The 18122-nt window shown below is 47.4% G+C and carries 13 protein-coding genes, 4 tRNA genes and 1 pseudogene; all 18 read right to left on the bottom strand.

All coding sequences use genetic code 11. The annotated features are described in order from the left end of the window. Window positions 1-1873: pseudogene (locus HC229_RS16000) on the bottom strand (hypothetical protein); the annotation flags it as partial. Between the two features lie 273 nt (window positions 1874-2146). After that, complete coding sequence (locus tag HC229_RS15995) at window positions 2147-2461, bottom strand: DUF3467 domain-containing protein (protein ID WP_191021513.1); 315 nt, start codon at window positions 2459-2461, stop codon at window positions 2147-2149. A gap of 2 nt (window positions 2462-2463) precedes the next feature. Further along, window positions 2464-6765, bottom strand: coding sequence for a DNA-directed RNA polymerase subunit beta' (rpoC, locus tag HC229_RS15990; RefSeq protein ID WP_191021512.1), 4302 nt, complete (start codon window positions 6763-6765; stop codon window positions 2464-2466). A 109-nt stretch (window positions 6766-6874) separates the two neighbouring features. After that, on the bottom strand, window positions 6875-10687 hold the full coding sequence (gene rpoB / locus HC229_RS15985) for a DNA-directed RNA polymerase subunit beta (RefSeq protein ID WP_191021511.1): 3813 nt from the start codon (window positions 10685-10687) through the stop codon (window positions 6875-6877). Window positions 10688-10951: 264 nt separating this feature from the next. Continuing rightward, the gene (rplL, locus tag HC229_RS15980; RefSeq protein WP_191021510.1) at window positions 10952-11329 is read right to left on the bottom strand and encodes a 50S ribosomal protein L7/L12; all 378 of its coding nucleotides are present in this window, start codon (window positions 11327-11329) and stop codon (window positions 10952-10954) included. A 152-nt stretch (window positions 11330-11481) separates the two neighbouring features. After that, entirely contained in the window at window positions 11482-11997 is a 516-nt protein-coding gene (gene rplJ, locus HC229_RS15975; protein ID WP_191021509.1) for a 50S ribosomal protein L10, read from the bottom strand. A 17-nt stretch (window positions 11998-12014) separates the two neighbouring features. Beyond that, on the bottom strand, window positions 12015-12704 hold the full coding sequence (gene rplA / locus HC229_RS15970; RefSeq protein WP_191021508.1) for a 50S ribosomal protein L1: 690 nt from the start codon (window positions 12702-12704) through the stop codon (window positions 12015-12017). 16 nt (window positions 12705-12720) lie between these two features. Beyond that, complete coding sequence (gene rplK / locus HC229_RS15965) at window positions 12721-13158, bottom strand: 50S ribosomal protein L11 (protein ID WP_191021507.1); 438 nt, start codon at window positions 13156-13158, stop codon at window positions 12721-12723. A gap of 66 nt (window positions 13159-13224) precedes the next feature. Beyond that, entirely contained in the window at window positions 13225-13776 is a 552-nt protein-coding gene (nusG, locus tag HC229_RS15960) for a transcription termination/antitermination protein NusG (RefSeq protein WP_191021506.1), read from the bottom strand. A 10-nt stretch (window positions 13777-13786) separates the two neighbouring features. Then, window positions 13787-13981, bottom strand: a complete 195-nt coding sequence (secE, locus tag HC229_RS15955; protein WP_191021505.1) for a preprotein translocase subunit SecE — start codon at window positions 13979-13981, stop codon at window positions 13787-13789. A 19-nt stretch (window positions 13982-14000) separates the two neighbouring features. Then, window positions 14001-14071, bottom strand: a tRNA-Trp gene (locus HC229_RS15950). A gap of 59 nt (window positions 14072-14130) precedes the next feature. Beyond that, window positions 14131-15324, bottom strand: coding sequence for an elongation factor Tu (gene tuf / locus HC229_RS15945; protein ID WP_191021504.1), 1194 nt, complete (start codon window positions 15322-15324; stop codon window positions 14131-14133). A 50-nt stretch (window positions 15325-15374) separates the two neighbouring features. Beyond that, window positions 15375-15446 (bottom strand) — tRNA-Thr (locus HC229_RS15940). 690 nt (window positions 15447-16136) lie between these two features. Continuing rightward, window positions 16137-16217: transfer RNA gene (locus HC229_RS15935), tRNA-Tyr, on the bottom strand. Window positions 16218-16284: 67 nt separating this feature from the next. Continuing rightward, window positions 16285-16358 (bottom strand) — tRNA-Thr (locus tag HC229_RS15930). 90 nt (window positions 16359-16448) lie between these two features. Then, window positions 16449-16751, bottom strand: a complete 303-nt coding sequence (hpf, locus tag HC229_RS15925) for a ribosome hibernation-promoting factor, HPF/YfiA family (protein ID WP_191021503.1) — start codon at window positions 16749-16751, stop codon at window positions 16449-16451. Between the two features lie 23 nt (window positions 16752-16774). Then, complete coding sequence (locus HC229_RS15920; RefSeq protein ID WP_191021502.1) at window positions 16775-17677, bottom strand: tyrosine-type recombinase/integrase; 903 nt, start codon at window positions 17675-17677, stop codon at window positions 16775-16777. A 60-nt stretch (window positions 17678-17737) separates the two neighbouring features. Then, entirely contained in the window at window positions 17738-17932 is a 195-nt protein-coding gene (rpsU, locus tag HC229_RS15915) for a 30S ribosomal protein S21 (protein ID WP_191021501.1), read from the bottom strand. Window positions 17933-18122 lie beyond the last annotated feature (190 nt).

Below are 18122 nucleotides of genomic sequence, written 5' to 3'. Positions count from 1 at the left end.
CTGCTTGTACGTCAGAGCCGAACCCGTCTCCGTCAAGATCCTGGTAGAAAATCACGTTGTCGTTGCAGTCGAGGTTGTTCGCCACGCCGCACGCCACTTGAGATCCACCGTTGCCGAAGCCGTCCCCGTCGAGATCCGCATATAGGATTTGATTGTCGTCGCAGTCGTCGCTGTTGGAAACGCCGCAACCCACTTGTACGTCAGAGCCGAATCCGTCTCCGTCAAGATCCTGGTAGAAGATCACGTTGTCGTTACAGTCATCTGCATTCGATACGCCGCAAGCTGCCTGGGAAGCACCGTTTCCGAAGCCGTCCCCGTCGAGATCCGCGTATAGGATTTGATTGTCGTCGCAGTCGTCGCTGTTGGACACGCCGCAACCTACCTGTACGTCAGAGCCGAATCCGTCTCCGTCAAGATCCTGGTAGAAGATCACGTTGTCGTTACAGTCATCTGCGTTCGATACGCCGCAAGCTGCCTGGGAAGCACCGTTTCCGAAGCCGTCCCCGTCGAGATCCGCGTATAGGATTTGATTGTCGTCGCAGTCGTCATCGTTGGTCACGTAGCCCGCGACCGGCGTGCAGCTCGTGATCGAATCTTGAGGATTTCCGAAGCCGTCCCCGTCCGCATCAGCGTAATAAGTGATGCCTCCGGCGCCTATGTTTGCATTGTTGTCGTTGCAATCGTCGTTGTTGGCGACGCCTCCGCATGCTGCAAACGTGTTCGAGCCGAAGCCGTCTCCATCCGCATCCACATATTCAAGCGTGTTGTCGTCACAGTCGATATCGATGTCCTGGTCGGTATAACCAGCTGGAATCGAAGCGCCGTAACAAACGGTCACCATTTCACCTGTGTTGAAGCCATCGCCATCGTTGTCTACGAACAGGTCACCGCTACGGTAAACGGAAGCATCGCTGTCGTCGCAATCGGAGCCGTTGTCTTGGTTTGTATAGCCCGCAGGAACGGTAGTGCCGTAGCAAATGGTTTCGGAACCCGTGTTATATCCGTCCCCATCGTTGTCGATATAAAGTGTAGCCGACTGGAATTGGTTCGCATTCGTGTCGTTGCAATCCGTACCGTTGGTAATGAACGAGAAACCGTTAGGTTCGGCAGCTCCGTGGCAAAGCAAAACCGAACCGTCGTCGAAATTGTCTGCATCGGCATCGATGTAAACCGATCCCAATACGTAAAGATTGGCGTTGTTGTCGTTGCAGTCCGTGTTACTGGCTACGTATCCGACAGGAGCGCCCGAACAGCTTACCTGGGAAAGCGATGTTCCTCCAAATCCGTCTCCATCGTTGTCGAAGTAATATGTAACGTTCGCACCGATGGAGAAGCTAGCTTTGTAATTGGCTCCGCCATTGCCTGCGTAAACCGTTCCGCCGGAGCAAGTGACCGACGCATCCGAATACACTTCGAGCGTGTAATTGCCGGCGGCCAATCCGTTGAGGAGGTTGATGTTCAACGCGGTCGTAGCCCATTGCTGGTCCTGCCCACCGCAACCGTTATTGCCGCCTGCCGCAAAAGGAATGGCTTGGTTCGAAAATGCTCCCGACGGCCCGGAAGCCGTAAGATAAATCCTGTAATAAATTCGGGTACTGGTCAGGTCGCAACCATTGCATTTGTAAACGTTGTGTTCTGCGCCCCTGAGACGCAGCCCGTTGGCGCTTCCCTGGCAGAAAGTCCCGAGATTGGCGCCGTTGAAGTCAGGGTTTGACGTGGTCGCCTGAAGGTCGTAATAAGCATTGGAACCTCCATTGATACCCAACACGATAAAAGAAGTGTTGATGCCTGCCGATTGGGCAACTGCGCCAAATCCTGTCAACAGGAGCGCAGCACATAACAATCGACTTGTCGAAAGTAAAAGTTTAATCATATAAGAATATCAGTTAAGTTGTAGCAAGCCCTTCCTTACTGCGCGGCTACCGCGGTCTCGACGATAACCAAACACCCGAAATGACAGTTTGCGGCAGCTAATGTAAATAAATTAACAATTCATTATCAAAAAAATGCAAGAAGTCGATAAACTACGTCATATGGAAAATGACAATGTCGGATATTTACTTTTTTATGAATGATTTTTCCGACAACCCGATCCATAAAAAAAGGCCGCGATCTCTCGCAGCCTTTGTGTTGAACAGGGTTTGTTTTACGCCTGTCCCGTCGGACCGAAGTTCAACGGTATCGGCGCTTGTTCAAACTCCTTTATCTCGCCATGGGCCGATTCGAATCTTTGGATATTTTCGGCCAACGCTTTCAACAATCGCTTAGCGTGTTGAGGCGTCAGGATGATCCTCGATTTTACTTTGGCTTTGGGCGTACCCGGCATGATACAAACATAATCGACGACAAATTCCGAAGCCGAGTGGTTGATGATGGCCAGGTTGGAATAAATTCCCTGGGCCGTCGCCTCGTCGAGCTCAATGTTGATTTGCCCTTGTTGTTGATTATTATTATCAGACATGATTAATAGTTGTATTCTTCTTTGTTAGCCATCATTTCGTTGTAGTCTTCTTTCGAACCTACGATCGTGTTGTCGTATTCGCGCATACCGGTTCCGGCAGGGATTCTGTGACCTACGATGACGTTCTCTTTCAAGCCTTCAAGCGTATCGACTTTTCCTGCAACTGCAGCCTCGTTCAAGACTTTGGTCGTTTCCTGGAACGATGCAGCCGAGATGAACGACTTGGTCTGCAACGATGCACGTGTGATACCTTGTAGGATCGGAGTGGCCGTAGCCGCAACCGCATCTCGGGCAACAACAAGGTTCTTGTCATTGCGCTTCAACAAAGAGTTCTCATCGCGCAAGTCGCGTGGCGTTACGATCTGGCCTGGTTTCAGGTTGTCCGAATCACCAGCATCCTCAACGACTTTCATTCCGTAGAGCTTGTCGTTCTCGATCATGAAGTCTTTCGTGTGGATGAGTTGATCTTCAAGGAACAACGTATCGCCCGGATCCTGGACCTGTACTTTGCGCATCATCTGACGGATGACCACCTCAAAGTGCTTGTCGTTGATCTTAACTCCCTGCAAACGGTACACTTCCTGGATCTCGTTGACCAAATACTGCTGAACTGCAGACGGGCCTTGGATTCTCAAGATGTCTTCCGGCGTGATCGCACCGTCAGAAAGTGGCATACCCGCTTTTACGAAGTCATTCTCCTGAACCAAAATCTGGTTCGAAAGTTTCACCAAATATTTGCGGACATCGCCGAATTTCGACTCGATCACGATCTCGCGGTTACCGCGTTTGATCTTACCGAAGGAAACCACACCGTCGATTTCAGAAACGACAGCCGGGTTCGATGGGTTACGCGCTTCGAGAAGCTCGGTAATACGTGGAAGACCTCCGGTGATATCGCCCGCTTTAGACGAACGACGCGGAATCTTCACGAGGATTTTACCTGCTTTAATTTTCTCACCGTCGTCAACCATAAGGTGGGCGCCGACAGGCAAGTTGTAAGAGCGGATCAATTCGTTGTCTTTTCCGTAGATCAAAAGCGTCGGGATGAGCTTTTTGTTACGTCCTTCAGAGATTACTTTCTCCTGGAATCCGGTCTGCTCATCGATCTCGACCTGGAACGATTGTCCTTGCTCAAGATCTTCATAAGCTACTTTACCGGTAAACTCGGAGATGATAACGCCGTTGTACGGATCCCACTTACAGATCACGGCACCTTTTTCAACGACGTCTCCGTCTTTTACGAAAATGCTCGATCCGTAAGGGATATTGTGCGTGCTCAACAGGATGCCTGTCGAGACGTCGATCAATTTCAATTCAGTCGAACGAGAGATGACGATATCGACCGTGTTGCCTTCGCTGTCTTCACCTTTGACCGTTTTGAGGTCTTCCATTTCGATGCGTCCGCCGAATTTGGCGATGATGCTCGATTCCTCAGAGATGTTACCCGCCGTACCACCAACGTGGAACGTACGAAGCGTTAACTGAGTTCCCGGCTCCCCGATCGATTGAGCGGCGATGACACCGACAGCCTCTCCTTTTTGGGTCATACGACCTGTAGCAAGGTTACGTCCGTAGCACTTGGCGCAGATTCCTTTGTGGGATTCGCACGTAAGCGGTGACCGTACTTCAACGGCTTCAACCGGAGATTCTTCGATATTTTTCATGATCGCCTCAGTGATCTGGTCACCGGCGGTCACAAGGACTTCATTGTTCAATGGGTTCACGACATCGTGAAGGGCAACGCGTCCGAGAATGCGCTCTCCCAAAGTTTCCACGACCTCTTCGTTCTTCTTCAACGCCATGACTTCAACGCCACGCAATGTTCCGCAATCTACCTGATTGACGATAACATCTTGTGAAACGTCGTGCAGACGACGGGTAAGGTAACCCGCATCGGCCGTTTTCAAGGCGGTATCGGCAAGACCTTTACGCGCACCGTGGGTAGAGATGAAATACTCGAGGATCGACAGACCTTCCTTAAAGTTGGAAAGGATCGGGTTCTCGATGATTTCCCCACCACCGGCAGTCGATTTTTTCGGCTTGGCCATCAAACCACGCATACCGGTAAGCTGACGGATCTGCTCTTTGGAACCACGGGCTCCAGAGTCAAGCATCATATATACCGAGTTGAAACCTTGCTGGTCTTCGCGAATGTTCTTCATCGCCATCTCGGTAAGCTGCGCATTGGCAGACGTCCAGATGTCAATGACCTGGTTGTAACGCTCGTTGTTCGTGATAAGACCCATGTTGTAGTTCATCGAAATGCCCTCAACCTGCTCTCTCGCGTCTGCGATCAACTGGCCTTTTTGTTCCGGGATGCGGATATCGCCCAAAGAGAACGACAAACCTCCGCGGAATGCGAACTTGTATCCCATGTCTTTCATGTTATCCAAGAAAGCAGCCGTTGTAGGAACGTTGGTTACGCTCAGGATGTGACCGATGATATCGCGAAGGTTTTTCTTCGTCAGAACGTCGTTGATGTAACCTGCTTCTTCAGGAACCACTTCGTTAAACAAGACGCGGCCTGCGGTAGTCTGGATCAGTTTGTAAACGAGCTCTCCATTTTCGTTGAAATCTTTCGCGCGGATTTTCACACGGGCGTTCAATTCGACACGTCCTTCGTTCAACGCGATGTTACACTCTTCCGCAGAATAAAACGTCAGACCTTCACCCAAAATCTTGTGCTCCGGCGTTGACAAACGCTCTTTGGTCATGTAATAAAGACCGAGAACCATGTCCTGGGAAGGAACCGTGATAGGAGCGCCGTTCGCAGGGTTCAAAATGTTGTGTGACGCAAGCATCAACAATTGTGCTTCAAGGATAGCCTCAGGCCCAAGTGGCAAGTGAACCGCCATCTGGTCACCATCGAAATCCGCGTTGAAAGCCGTACAGACCAACGGGTGAAGCTGGATCGCTTTTCCTTCGATCAATTTCGGCTGGAACGCCTGGATTCCCAAACGGTGAAGCGTTGGGGCACGGTTCAGGAGAACTGGATGTCCTTTGATGACATTTTCCAGGATATCCCAAACGACAGGCTCTTTCTTGTCGATGATTTTCTTTGCAGATTTTACCGTTTTGACGATTCCGCGCTCGATGAGCTTGCGGATCACAAACGGCTTGTATAGTTCTGCGGCCATGTCTTTCGGCAAACCGCATTCGTACAATTTCAATTCAGGTCCTACGACGATTACCGAACGAGCCGAATAGTCGACACGCTTACCGAGCAAGTTCTGGCGGAAACGACCTTGTTTACCTTTCAAGGAATCCGAAAGGGATTTCAACGGACGGTTCGATTCAGTTTTTACTGCGGAAGCTTTGCGTGTGTTGTCGAATAGTGAATCTACAGATTCCTGCAACATACGCTTTTCGTTGCGCAAGATCACTTCAGGAGCTTTGATCTCCATAAGGCGCTTCAAACGGTTGTTGCGGATGATGACGCGACGATAAAGGTCGTTCAAATCCGAAGTCGCGAAACGGCCACCGTCAAGCGGCACCAACGGACGCAATTCAGGCGGGATCACCGGAACCACTTTCATGATCATCCACTCGGGGCGATTCTCGCGGTTCTCATTAGCCTCGCGGAATGATTCCACAACCTGTAGACGCTTCAACGCCTCAGTTTTACGTTGCTTCGACGTTTCGTTGTTCGCAGAGTGGCGCAAGTTGTAAGAAAGTGCGTCAAGATCTGTGCGCGCCAACAAATCCATGATACATTCAGCACCCATTTTGGCGATGAACTTGTTCGGATCGTTTTCGTCGAGGTATTGGTTTTCCTGAGGAAGCGTATCCAAAATGTTCAGATATTCTTCTTCTGTAAGGAAGTCGAGTTTTGAAAGCGTTTCTCCGTCAGGATGCTTTGCGATACCAGGCTGGATGACGACATAGCGCTCGTAATAGATGATCATATCGAGCTTCTTCGACGGAAGCCCAAGGATATAACCGATTTTGTTCGGAAGCGAACGGAAGTACCAGATGTGGGCGATAGGCACGACAAGGTTGATGTGTCCGACCCTGTCGCGACGCACTTTCTTCTCGGTAACCTCGACTCCGCATCGGTCGCAAACGATCCCTTTGTAGCGGATACGCTTGTACTTTCCGCACGCGCATTCGAAATCCTTCACAGGCCCGAAAATGCGCTCGCAGAACAAACCGTCGCGCTCTGGTTTGTGCGTACGGTAGTTGATGGTTTCAGGCTTCAAAACCTCGCCTCTCGATTCTGCCAGGATAGACTCCGGAGAAGCGAGACCAATCGAGATCTTATCGAACCTTTTGATTGTTGTGTTTTTATCTTTTCTGTTATTCATTGTCATAATAACTGATATTAAATTGAAAGTTTTCGAAGGGTTTAAAGTTCAAGGTTTAAAGTTTAAAGTTCAGAACGTACCGAACCTTAAACTTTAAACGTTAAACAATTTACTCTTCCAAACGTATATCGAGTCCGAGACCTTTGAGCTCGTGCATCAATACGTTGAACGATTCCGGCAATCCAGGCTCTGGCATGGTTTCGCCTTTCACGATAGCTTCGTAAGTCTTGGCACGTCCGATTACGTCATCCGACTTCACAGTCAGGATCTCACGCAATGTAGACGACGCACCATATGCTTCGAGCGCCCAAACCTCCATCTCTCCGAAACGCTGACCACCGAACTGGGCTTTACCTCCAAGCGGCTGTTGCGTGATAAGTGAGTAAGGTCCGATAGAACGCGCGTGCATTTTGTCGTCGACCATGTGTCCGAGTTTCAGCATGTAGATCACACCTACTGTCGCCGGCTGGTGGAAACGCTCTCCGGTTCCTCCGTCATACAGGTAAGTGTGTCCGAATCTTGGAACACCTGCCTCATCGGTAAGGTCGTTGATCTGGTCAAGGGACGCTCCGTCAAAGATTGGCGTGGCGAACTTCTTGCCGAGTTTCTTACCTGCCCATCCGAGTACGGTTTCGTAAATCTGCCCGATGTTCATACGCGATGGTACGCCAAGCGGGTTCAATACGATGTCTACCGGAGTTCCGTCTTCGAGGAATGGCATGTCTTCTTCGCGGACGATTCTGGCAACGATACCTTTGTTTCCGTGACGTCCCGCCATCTTATCACCCACTTTCAGCTTGCGCTTCTTGGCGATGTAAACTTTGGCGAGTTTCAGGATTCCCGCTGGCAATTCATCACCGACGGTAATCGTGAATTTTTCACGTCTCAAAGCACCTTGCAAGTCGTTCAGCTTGATCTTATAGTTGTGGATCAAATCGTTTACAAGCTTGTTCGTCTCGTCGTCAGCAACCCACTGACCTTTTGAAAGGTGAGCGAAATCTTCTACGGCGTGAAGCATTTTGAGCGTGTATTTCTTTCCTTTCGGAAGGACTTCCTCACCCAAATCGTTCATGACACCCTGAGACGTTTTACCGTTTACGATGTTGAACAACTTGTCGACCAATTTGTCTTTCAATTCGACGAATTTCACTTCGAATTCCATTTCAAGCGCGCCCAAATCATCTTTGTCTTTGGTGCGTTTGCGCTTGTCTTTCATGGCGCGGGCGAACAATTTCTTGTCGAGGACCACACCGTGCAACGATGGAGAAGCTTTCAATGAAGCGTCTTTTACGTCTCCGGCTTTATCACCGAAAATCGCGCGAAGTAGTTTCTCTTCCGGAGTCGGATCGGATTCTCCTTTAGGCGTGATTTTTCCGATAAGGATATCGCCAGGCTTCACTTCAGCCCCAATGCGGATCATACCGTTTTCGTCAAGGTCTTTCGTGGCCTCTTCGGAAACGTTAGGAATATCGTTCGTCAATTCTTCGTTACCCAATTTGGTGTCGCGTACTTCGAGAGAATAATCGTCAACGTGGATAGACGTAAAAATATCTTCACGGACAACTTTCTCAGAAATTACGATCGCATCCTCGAAGTTGTACCCTTTCCATGGCATGAACGCCACCTGAAGGTTACGGCCAAGAGCAAGCTCACCGTTTTGTGTCGCGTATCCTTCGCAAAGAACTTGTCCAAGCTTGACGCGGTCGCCTTTGCGGACGATCGGCTTGAGGTTGATCGAAGTACTCTGGTTGGTCTTGCGGAATTTGATGAGTTGATACGTTTTCTCATCGGGATCGAAAGATACCGAACGCTCTTCTTCAGTGCGGTCGTACTTGATCGTGATGATTTGTGCATCGACGTATACGCAAGTCCCGTCTCCTTCGGCGTTGATGAGAACGCGGGAATCGGAAGCGACTTGTCTTTCGAGACCTGTTCCAACGATAGGAGCTTCAGGACGCAACAATGGCACGGCCTGACGCATCATGTTCGATCCCATGAGCGCACGGTTCGCATCATCGTGCTCCAAAAACGGAATAAGCGATGCGGAAATCGATGCGATCTGGTTAGGAGCAACGTCGGTATAATGGATGACCGTCGGTTCGACGACAGGGAAATCGCCTTCTTCACGCGCAATGACGCGGTCGGCAGTGATCGTTCCTGAGTTTTCCATTTCAATATTCGCCTGGGCGATCAATTTTCCTTCTTCTTCTTCGGCAGATAGGTAAATCGGCTCTGAAGCCAAATCTACTTTACCGTTGACGACCTCGCGGTATGGCGTTTCGATGAAGCCCATTCCGTTTACTTTCGCATAAACCGAAAGCGACGAGATCAAACCGATGTTCGGACCTTCAGGAGTTTCGATCGGACACAAACGACCGTAGTGCGTGTAGTGTACATCTCGCACCTCAAATCCTGCTCTCTCACGTGACAAACCGCCTGGCCCAAGTGCGGAAAGACGACGCTTGTGCGTGATCTCGGCAAGCGGGTTCGTTTGGTCCATGAACTGAGACAACTGGTTGGTTCCGAAGAACGAGTTGATTACGGACGAAAGTGTTTTCGCGTTGATCAAATCGATTGGTGTAAATACCTCGTTGTCACGGACGTTCATACGCTCGCGGATCGTTCTGGCCATACGTGCCAAACCGACACCGAATTGTTGTGACAATTGCTCGCCAACCGTACGAACACGACGGTTTGACAAGTGGTCGATATCATCGATCTCCGCTTTGGAGTTGATGAGTTCGATAAGGTATTTTACTATGGTGATGATATCCTCTTTCGTCAAGACTTGCTTTTCGATAGGAATATCAAGGTTCAATTTTTTGTTCATCCTGTAACGACCTACTTCGCCCAGGTTGTAACGCTGGTCGGAGAAGAACAACTTCTCGATGATGCCGCGTGCTGTTTCCTCATCAGGCGGTTCTGCGTTACGCAATTGGCGGTAGATGTGCTCCACGGCTTCTTTCTCCGAGTTCGTCGGGTCTTTTTGAAGCGTGTTGTGGATGATCGCGTAATCTGCCTGGTTGTTGTCTTCCTTGTGCAACAAGATCGACTTCACGTTGGCTTCGATGATTTCCTCCACGTTGTCCTTGTCGATCAAGGTGTCGCGGTCGAGGATGATCTCGTTACGCTCGATAGATACGACTTCTCCCGTATCCTCGTCTACGAAATCCTCGTGCCATGTATTCAATACACGTGCGGCAAGTTTACGTCCGATGTATTTCTTAAGTCCGGTTTTGGAAACTTTGATCTCTTCAGCAAGGTCGAAGATCTCAAGGATGTCCTTGTCGCGCTCGAATCCGATAGCACGGAAAAGCGTCGTAACCGGCAATTTCTTTTTACGGTCGATATAGGCGTACATCACGTTGTTGATGTCGGTAGCGAATTCGATCCAGGAGCCTTTGAACGGAATTACCCTTGCAGAGTAAAGCTTGGTTCCGTTGGCGTGGAAAGATTGCCCAAAGAAAACGCCTGGTGAACGGTGAAGTTGGGATACAACTACACGCTCGGCGCCATTGATAACAAACGTACCACTTGGCGTCATGTAAGGAATCGTACCGAGGTACACATCCTGCACTATCGTTTCAAAATCTTCATGTTCCGGATCTGTACAGTACAATTTGAGACGCGCCTTCAACGGCACGCTGTACGTCAGACCTCTCTCTATACATTCCTGAATGCTATAACGCGGCGGGTCGACAAAATAATCGAGGAATTCCAATACGAACTGATTTCTTGTGTCAGTGATCGGAAAGTTTTCCATGAAGGTATTGTAGAGACCTTCGTTGCCTCTTTCGTCGGATTTGGTTTCCAGCTGGAAGAAGTCCTTGAAAGATTTTACCTGAACATCGAGGAAATCCGGGTATGCCGGGATGTTCTTAGTGGAGGCAAAATTCAATCTTTCATTCTGATTTGTTATCATCAATAGACAAAATTTTGATTTAAAAAAAGTAATACTTTGTGTAGAAACACGGTGCAATCCATACTTTCTTTTATTAAAATCGCTACATCTTTAAAAGGACCGAAAGTAAACTTGTCCATTTTTTTCTTCGTAACGATCAACAATTTCTTTGTATCCTAAACTTATGCGGTATCAAACCGAATAAAAATTCATTATACGAAAAATGGTTTAGGCCTTTGGGAGCTTTCCCAAGGCCTAAACCTAGCTTATATAAAGCGGTTGGGCTTATTTAAGCTCAACTACAGCTCCAGCCTCTTCCAAAGATTTTTTCAAACCTTCAGCCTCATCTTTAGAGACTGCTTCTTTTACGTTTGCAGGAGCAGCATCTACTAGATCTTTAGCTTCTTTCAATCCAAGACCAGTAAGTTCTTTTACCGCTTTAACTACAGCAAGTTTAGAAGCACCTGCATCTTTCAATACAACTGTGAATTCTGTTTGCTCTTCTGCAGCGGCAACATCACCACCACCAGCAGCTGGACCAGCAACTACAGCAGCAGCTGCAGGCTCGATTCCGTACTCGTCTTTAAGGATTGTAGCAAGTTCGTTAACTTCTTTTACTGTAAGGTTAACTAGTTGTTCTGCGAATTGTTTCAAATCTGCCATTTTTTCTATCGTTTTTAAAAAATAGTTTGTAAAATATAATTTATAAATAGTGCGCGAAGGCTGGGTGTTGTCTGATGTTGATTCGTTTATTTGTTTATTTGAATACCGGTAACAAAACCATTTTCAAATTTCCAAATTCCCAAATTTTCAAATTATCTTTCAGACAACGTTTTAACAAGTCCTGCAATCGTATTTCCACCAGATTTAAGGGCAGAAACAACGTTTTTGGCAGGAGATTGAAGAAGACCGATGATCTCTCCGATAACTTCGTCTTTCGACTTAAGGGCAATCAATGCGTCCAACTGGTTGTCTCCGATGAAGACAGCTGAGTGGATGAAAGCACCTTTCAAAAGAGGCTTGTCGGATTTCTTGCGGAATTCCTTGATGATCTTTGCTGGAGCGTTTCCGTTCTCAGAGATCATGATGGCTGAGTTTCCAGCGAGAACGGTCGGCAATTGACCGTAATCGAATTCAGCAGCTTCCATCGCTTTCTCAAGCAAAGTATTCTTAACTACTTCTAGTTTGATACCCGCTTTAAAGCAAGATCTTCTTAAGTTAGAAGTCGTTTCTGCGTCAAGACCGGAGATGTCTGTCAAATAGACAACATTCGTTCCTGCCAACTGAGCAGTCAAGTCTTCGATAACCTGTGATTTTTCTTGTCTAGTCATGATTAAAACTTTACTACTTAGACAGCTTTGGTATCCAAAGGAATCGCAGGGCTCATTGTGCTAGACAAGTGGATGCTCTTGATGTAAGTTCCTTTGGCCGCAGTCGGCTTCAGTTTGATTAGTGTTTGGATGATTTCGTGGGCGTTCTCAGTGATCTTGTCAGCGTCGAAAGATACTTTTCCGATACCGGCGTGTACGATTCCTGTCTTGTCCACTTTAAAGTCGATCTTACCAGCTTTTACTTCGGCAACAGCTTTCGCTACGTCCATGGTAACAGTACCGGTTTTAGGGTTAGGCATCAAACCACGTGGACCCAAAACGCGTCCCAACGGTCCAAGTTTACCCATAACAGCTGGCATCGTGATGATCACATCAATATCAGTCCAACCGTCTTTGATCTTTTGAAGGTAGTCGTCCAAACCTACGTGGTCAGCACCAGCAGCTTTGGCCTCAGCCTCTTTGTCCGGCGTAACGAGCGCCAAAACGCGAACGTCCTTACCGGTTCCGTGTGGAAGCGTTACCACTCCACGTACCATTTGGTTCGCTTTACGTGGATCTACGCCCAGACGTACCGCGATATCCACTGACTCATCGAATTTTGCAGATGCGATTTGCTTAACCAAAGCAGACGCGTCTTTCAAAGAGTACAACTTGTTTTTCTCGAGTTTCGAAGCAGCTTCTTTTTGCTTCTTTGTCAATTTTGCCATGTCTTACTTCCTGGAATTAGAACGGAGCATCTCCCGTTACGGTTATACCCATTGACCTTGCAGTACCTGCGACCATGCTCATTGCTTTCTCGATGGTGAAGGCATTCAAATCTGCCATCTTATCATCAGCGATTGTTCTGATTTGGTCCCAAGTGACGCTAGCCACTTTTTTACGGTTAGGTTCACCCGATCCGGACTTTAGCTTCGCGGCATCCATCAACTGGATAGCAGCAGGAGGAGTTTTTACGACAAAGTCAAACGACTTGTCTTTGTACACGGTAATCTGTACAGGCAAAATCTTGCCGGGCTTATCCTGTGTCCTAGCGTTGAACTGCTTACAGAACTCCATGATGTTAACCCCAGCAGCTCCCAAAGCAGGTCCAACCGGTGGCGACGGATTCGCAGCACCTCCCTTTACTTGTAGTTTAACTACTTTACTAACTTCTTTAGCCATTGTTTAAAAAATTTAGCACATCTATCAATTGGAAGCGATTGATGTGATTATATAAAATGTAACAAATTATACTTTTTCAACCTGCATGAAGCTAAGCTCCAGCGGTGTTTTGCGTCCGAAGATCTTCACCATGACCTCAAGCTTGCGCTTTTCTTCATTGATCTTTTCAACCGTTCCGTTGAATCCGTTGAACGGACCATCGATAACCTTTACAGTCTCACCGATGTTGAACGGAATAGCCTGGCCGTCTGTCTTGACCGAAAGTTCGTCGACCTTGCCCAACATGCGGTTCACTTCTGAAATACGCAATGGAACGGGATCTCCGTTTTTAACTTCGCCCAAAAATCCGATAACGCCCGTAATGGATTTGATGATGTGCGGGATTTCTCCGATAAGGTTAGCCTCGATCATCACATATCCCGGGAAATATACGCGGTCTTTGGTGATCTTTTTTCCATCGCGAACCTGGACCACTTTTTCGGTCGGAACCAATACCTGAGAGATATGGTCACCCATCCCGAGACGGTTGATCTCCGTTTCGATGTAATTCTTAACCTTGTTTTCCTGACCACTTACGGCGCGGACCACATACCATTTTTTCACACTACTTTCTGTCATCGCGAGCCTTTTATCCTTTTAACCAATTGTACATTGTGGCGATAGCTTTGGCACAAGCCTCATCTACTCCCCAGGTCGCCAAAGCGAACAGCACAGAAAACAAAGCCACGACGATCGTGTACTTTTGGACTTCTGCCCACTCTGGCCAGGTTACGTTCGATTTCAATTCTTCGAACGATTCGGATACGTATTTAAAAACACTCATGGTCTTTAATTTTTTTTTGCACGGGTGGAGGGATTCGAACCCCCATCAACGGTTTTGGAGACCGCTATTCTACCCTTGAACTACACCCGTTTGTTAAAAACCAGCAGCCATCAAGGGAGTGCTGCTGGTTTTATATTTGCTAATTGTAATTAGTCAAGGATTTCAGTTACCTGTCCTGCACCAACTGTACGTCCACCTTCGCGGATAGCGAAACGAAGACCTACGCTCAAAGCGATTGGAGACAACAATGTAACTTCGATAGTCAAGTTATCACCTGGCATAACCATCTCAACTCCTGTCGGCAACTGGATAGTTCCGGTTACGTCAGTTGTACGCACGTAAAACTGTGGACGGTAGTTGTTGTGGAATGGCGTGTGACGACCACCTTCTTCTTTTTTCAAGATGTAAACCTCAGCTTTGAATTTAGCGTGTGGCTTAACAGATCCTGGCTTGATGATAACCATACCGCGACGGATGTCAGCTTTATCGATACCACGTAGCAAAAGACCTACGTTGTCACCAGCTTCTCCACGGTCAAGGATTTTGCGGAACATCTCAACTCCTGTGATTGTAGAAGTCAATTTGTCAGCACCCATACCGATGATTTCAACCGGGTCACCTGTGTTGGCAACACCTGTTTCGATACGACCTGTAGCAACAGTTCCACGACCTGTGATCGTGAACACGTCTTCAACCGGCATAAGGAACGGCTTAGCGTTGTCACGCACCGGCTCTTCGATCCACTGGTCAACAGCTTCCATCAATTCAAGGATTTTAGGAACCCAGTTTGGATCGTTGTTCAATCCACCCAAAGCAGAACCTTGGATAACCGGTCCGTTATCTCCATCGTATTCGTAGAATGACAATAGATCGCGGATTTCCATTTCAACAAGCTCCAAAAGCTCAGCATCGTCAACCATATCCACTTTGTTCATGAAAACAACGATACGTGGAATACCAACCTGACGACCCAAAAGGATGTGCTCGCGAGTTTGTGGCATAGGACCATCTGTAGCGGCAACTACAAGGATAGCACCGTCCATCTGAGCAGCACCGGTAACCATGTTCTTTACGTAATCCGCGTGACCTGGACAGTCAACGTGAGCGTAGTGACGGTTAGCAGTTTCGTACTCAACGTGTGAAGTATTGATAGTAATACCTCTTTCTTTCTCTTCCGGAGCGTTGTCGATCTGGTCGAAAGATTTAGCTGCCGTCTTAGAAAAACCGGCTTCCGCCAATACCTTAGTGATAGCAGCAGTCAAAGTAGTTTTCCCGTGGTCAACGTGGCCGATAGTACCGATATTAAGGTGCGGCTTGTTCCGGTTAAAATTCTCTTTTGCCATTTTAGATGATTTTAATCTTAGTTATATATTAGTGTTCAAATTCAAAATTGAGCCAATGACGGGATTTGAACCCGTGACCTCTTCCTTACCAAGGAAGCACTCTACCCCTGAGCTACACCGGCAAGGTAATTTTCAACTCTAATTTTGAACGCAGACAAGTGGAAGCTGTCTACGTTCAAAGATTTAGAATCTAGGCTTTCCGAAGAAAACCAAAAACTATCGGCAGACACCGGTAGTTTATATTTTGAGGGTTTTTACGTTTTTATCCCTATTGAAGAAAACTGAATTCCAGTTTTCAATTTGAGGTGATTTCCGTAAGGGAGAACCCTTTATTTTTTTTCATTTATCCGCGAAAATTCCTCGCTGCGCTCGGAATTTTCTATTTTTTTAGGTCCTCGCTTCGCTCGGACCACACTTAAATCAGGTTTCTCGCTTCGCCCGAAATTGACTTAACTATCGGCTCGAGAAGCTCTTTATTTCATTCAAGATCGACCTGCACTATTCAACAAATCGACACAACCAATGAACTTCCACTTCACCACGGGATTACCTCCGCTACGCTTCGATGATCTGTAAGGCGGAGCTTAACAATTACTTGTTTCCCATCCGCTTCCCCACGGGATTACCTCCGCTGCGCTCCGGTGATCCTGTAAGGCGGAGATCTCAACAATTGCTTGTTTTCCATCCACTTCCCCACGGGATTACCTCCGCTACGCTTCGGTGATCCTGTAAGGCGGAGCCTTACTAAAGCTTTTTATTTTCACCTGCTTACGAAAGTAAAACTTTCGACGCGTTGAAAATAAAAAGCTTTGTGGGGAGAGCAGGATTCGAACCTGCGAAGATTGCTCAACGGATTTACAGTCCGTCCTCGTTGGCCGCTTGAGTATCTCCCCTAACCTTTTTTATTTCAATACCTTAAAGAACAAATCAGTAAAAACTGACAACTTTTCCATTCTCTTGAGCCGATAGAGGGACTCGAACCCACGACCTGCTGATTACAAATCAGCTGCTCTAGCCAGCTGAGCTACACCGGCATTATTCATAAAAAAAGTCCGCTATTTCTAACGGACTGCAAATGTATATCAATTAATTTGGTAATCAAAACATTTTTCAGAAATTTTTTATCAGATGTGAGCCCTGATTTTCTCCTTTCGTTTCATCAGTAAACGTTCCGCCGATTCCGCACACGAGTCAACCGCCTCCTCAAAACTTTTACATTGTTTCTTTACTATGAAATCATCTCCCGGAACATGAATTTTGAGTTCCACGATCTTATTTTCCTTTTCGCTTACGTTATCCACTTTCAGGAATACGTCCGAAGAAACAACTCTGTCGTAATACTTTTCCAATTTATCCATTCTCTCCTGAATGAAATCTACCAGTTTTCCGTCGACATTAAAGTTAACTGCATGCACATTGACCTTCATAATCAAAATTTTTATGGTTAAACTTAGGAATCACGTTGACCTCGAGGATGCGCATTCCCATGAACCTGTTTGAGCTCAGCCAAACTGCTGTGCGTATAAATCTGGGTCGATGCGAGGCTGGAGTGTCCCAATAATTCCTTTACTGAATTTAGGTCGGCACCGTTGTTGAGCAAATGCGTCGCGAACGTATGCCTAAGGATGTGAGGGCTTTTTTTTACCTTGCCCGACACAGTACTAAAGTAGCCATTTATCATCCGATAAACAAAAGATTCCGTCAATTTAACGCCTTTTAACGACAAGAAGAACAGGTCGTTGTCGGTAATCTGTTGTAATTGCGCACGTTCAGAAATGTAGGCACGCAACTGTTGTGAAAGTATTGGCAAAATAGGAAGAATGCGCTCTTTGTTGCGCTTGCCGACCACCTTCAAAGTACCCGCCGACAAATCAACGTTTGACATCTTAAGATGGATAAGCTCCGTGCGCCTCATCCCTGTGCCGTAAAACAAATCGATGACCAGCTTGTCGCGAATCCCTTCAAAACCCGGCGGATACTCAATTTGGTGAAGCACCGCGTCGAGTTCGTTCTCAGAAAACGGGATCTGGAGTTTTTTGGGCGCTTTCAACGATTTGTGCTTGAGCAAAGGATTGACCTCGATTTGTTTGATCTTCAGCAGAAATTTATAGTACGCCTTCAACGACGCTATTTTTCGGTTGACCGACGTATTCGATATTCCCGCTTCTACGAGCGAAACGATCCACGAACGAATTTGCCCGTAACCGACACTATCGACATCCGCATCACCGAATTCCAGTTCCGCGAACGACGAAAATTCCGCGAGATCGGCCATATAAGCCGTGAGCGTGTGCATGGAATATTTTTTCTCCTTGCCCAAGTAATCCGCGAAAGCTTCGAAATTCGACTGCATAAAAAAAACCGCTTGCCCAAAGATAGGCAAACGGTTCTTATCGTTTTAAATCAGGATTGACTAGTTTTCGAGGCCGTCCTTCATGTGCTGGATGTAGGCTGCTTTTTGAACCTGCATACGACGCGATACAGATGGTTTTACGAAAGCCTGACGCGCACGCAACTGACGTACAGTTCCGGTTTTGTCAAATTTACGCTTGTAGCGCTTAAGCGCGCGATCAATGTTTTCTCCGTCTTTAATTGGTATGATTAGCATGTGGACACCTCCTTTCGTTAAAATTCTGGCGGCAAAGATACAATTAATTAGCAATGGATAACGATTAATGACTAATTATTTTTTGGCGTGCCGGCGGTTCGGGAATTCGCTCCATAAAAGTAAGATAGTTTCGCCGCCGTCGGGCTGTCCGCTATATCTTTTAAGGGTTCGGGGCGGCCTGCGGCCGCCC

Origin of the sequence: Flavobacterium selenitireducens (assembly GCF_014748335.1) — a bacterium.
Taxonomy (GTDB): Bacteria; Bacteroidota; Bacteroidia; order Flavobacteriales; family Flavobacteriaceae; genus Flavobacterium; species Flavobacterium selenitireducens.
Note: the sequence above shows the minus strand (reverse complement) of the source record. Positions and strands in the feature narration are given on the sequence as shown.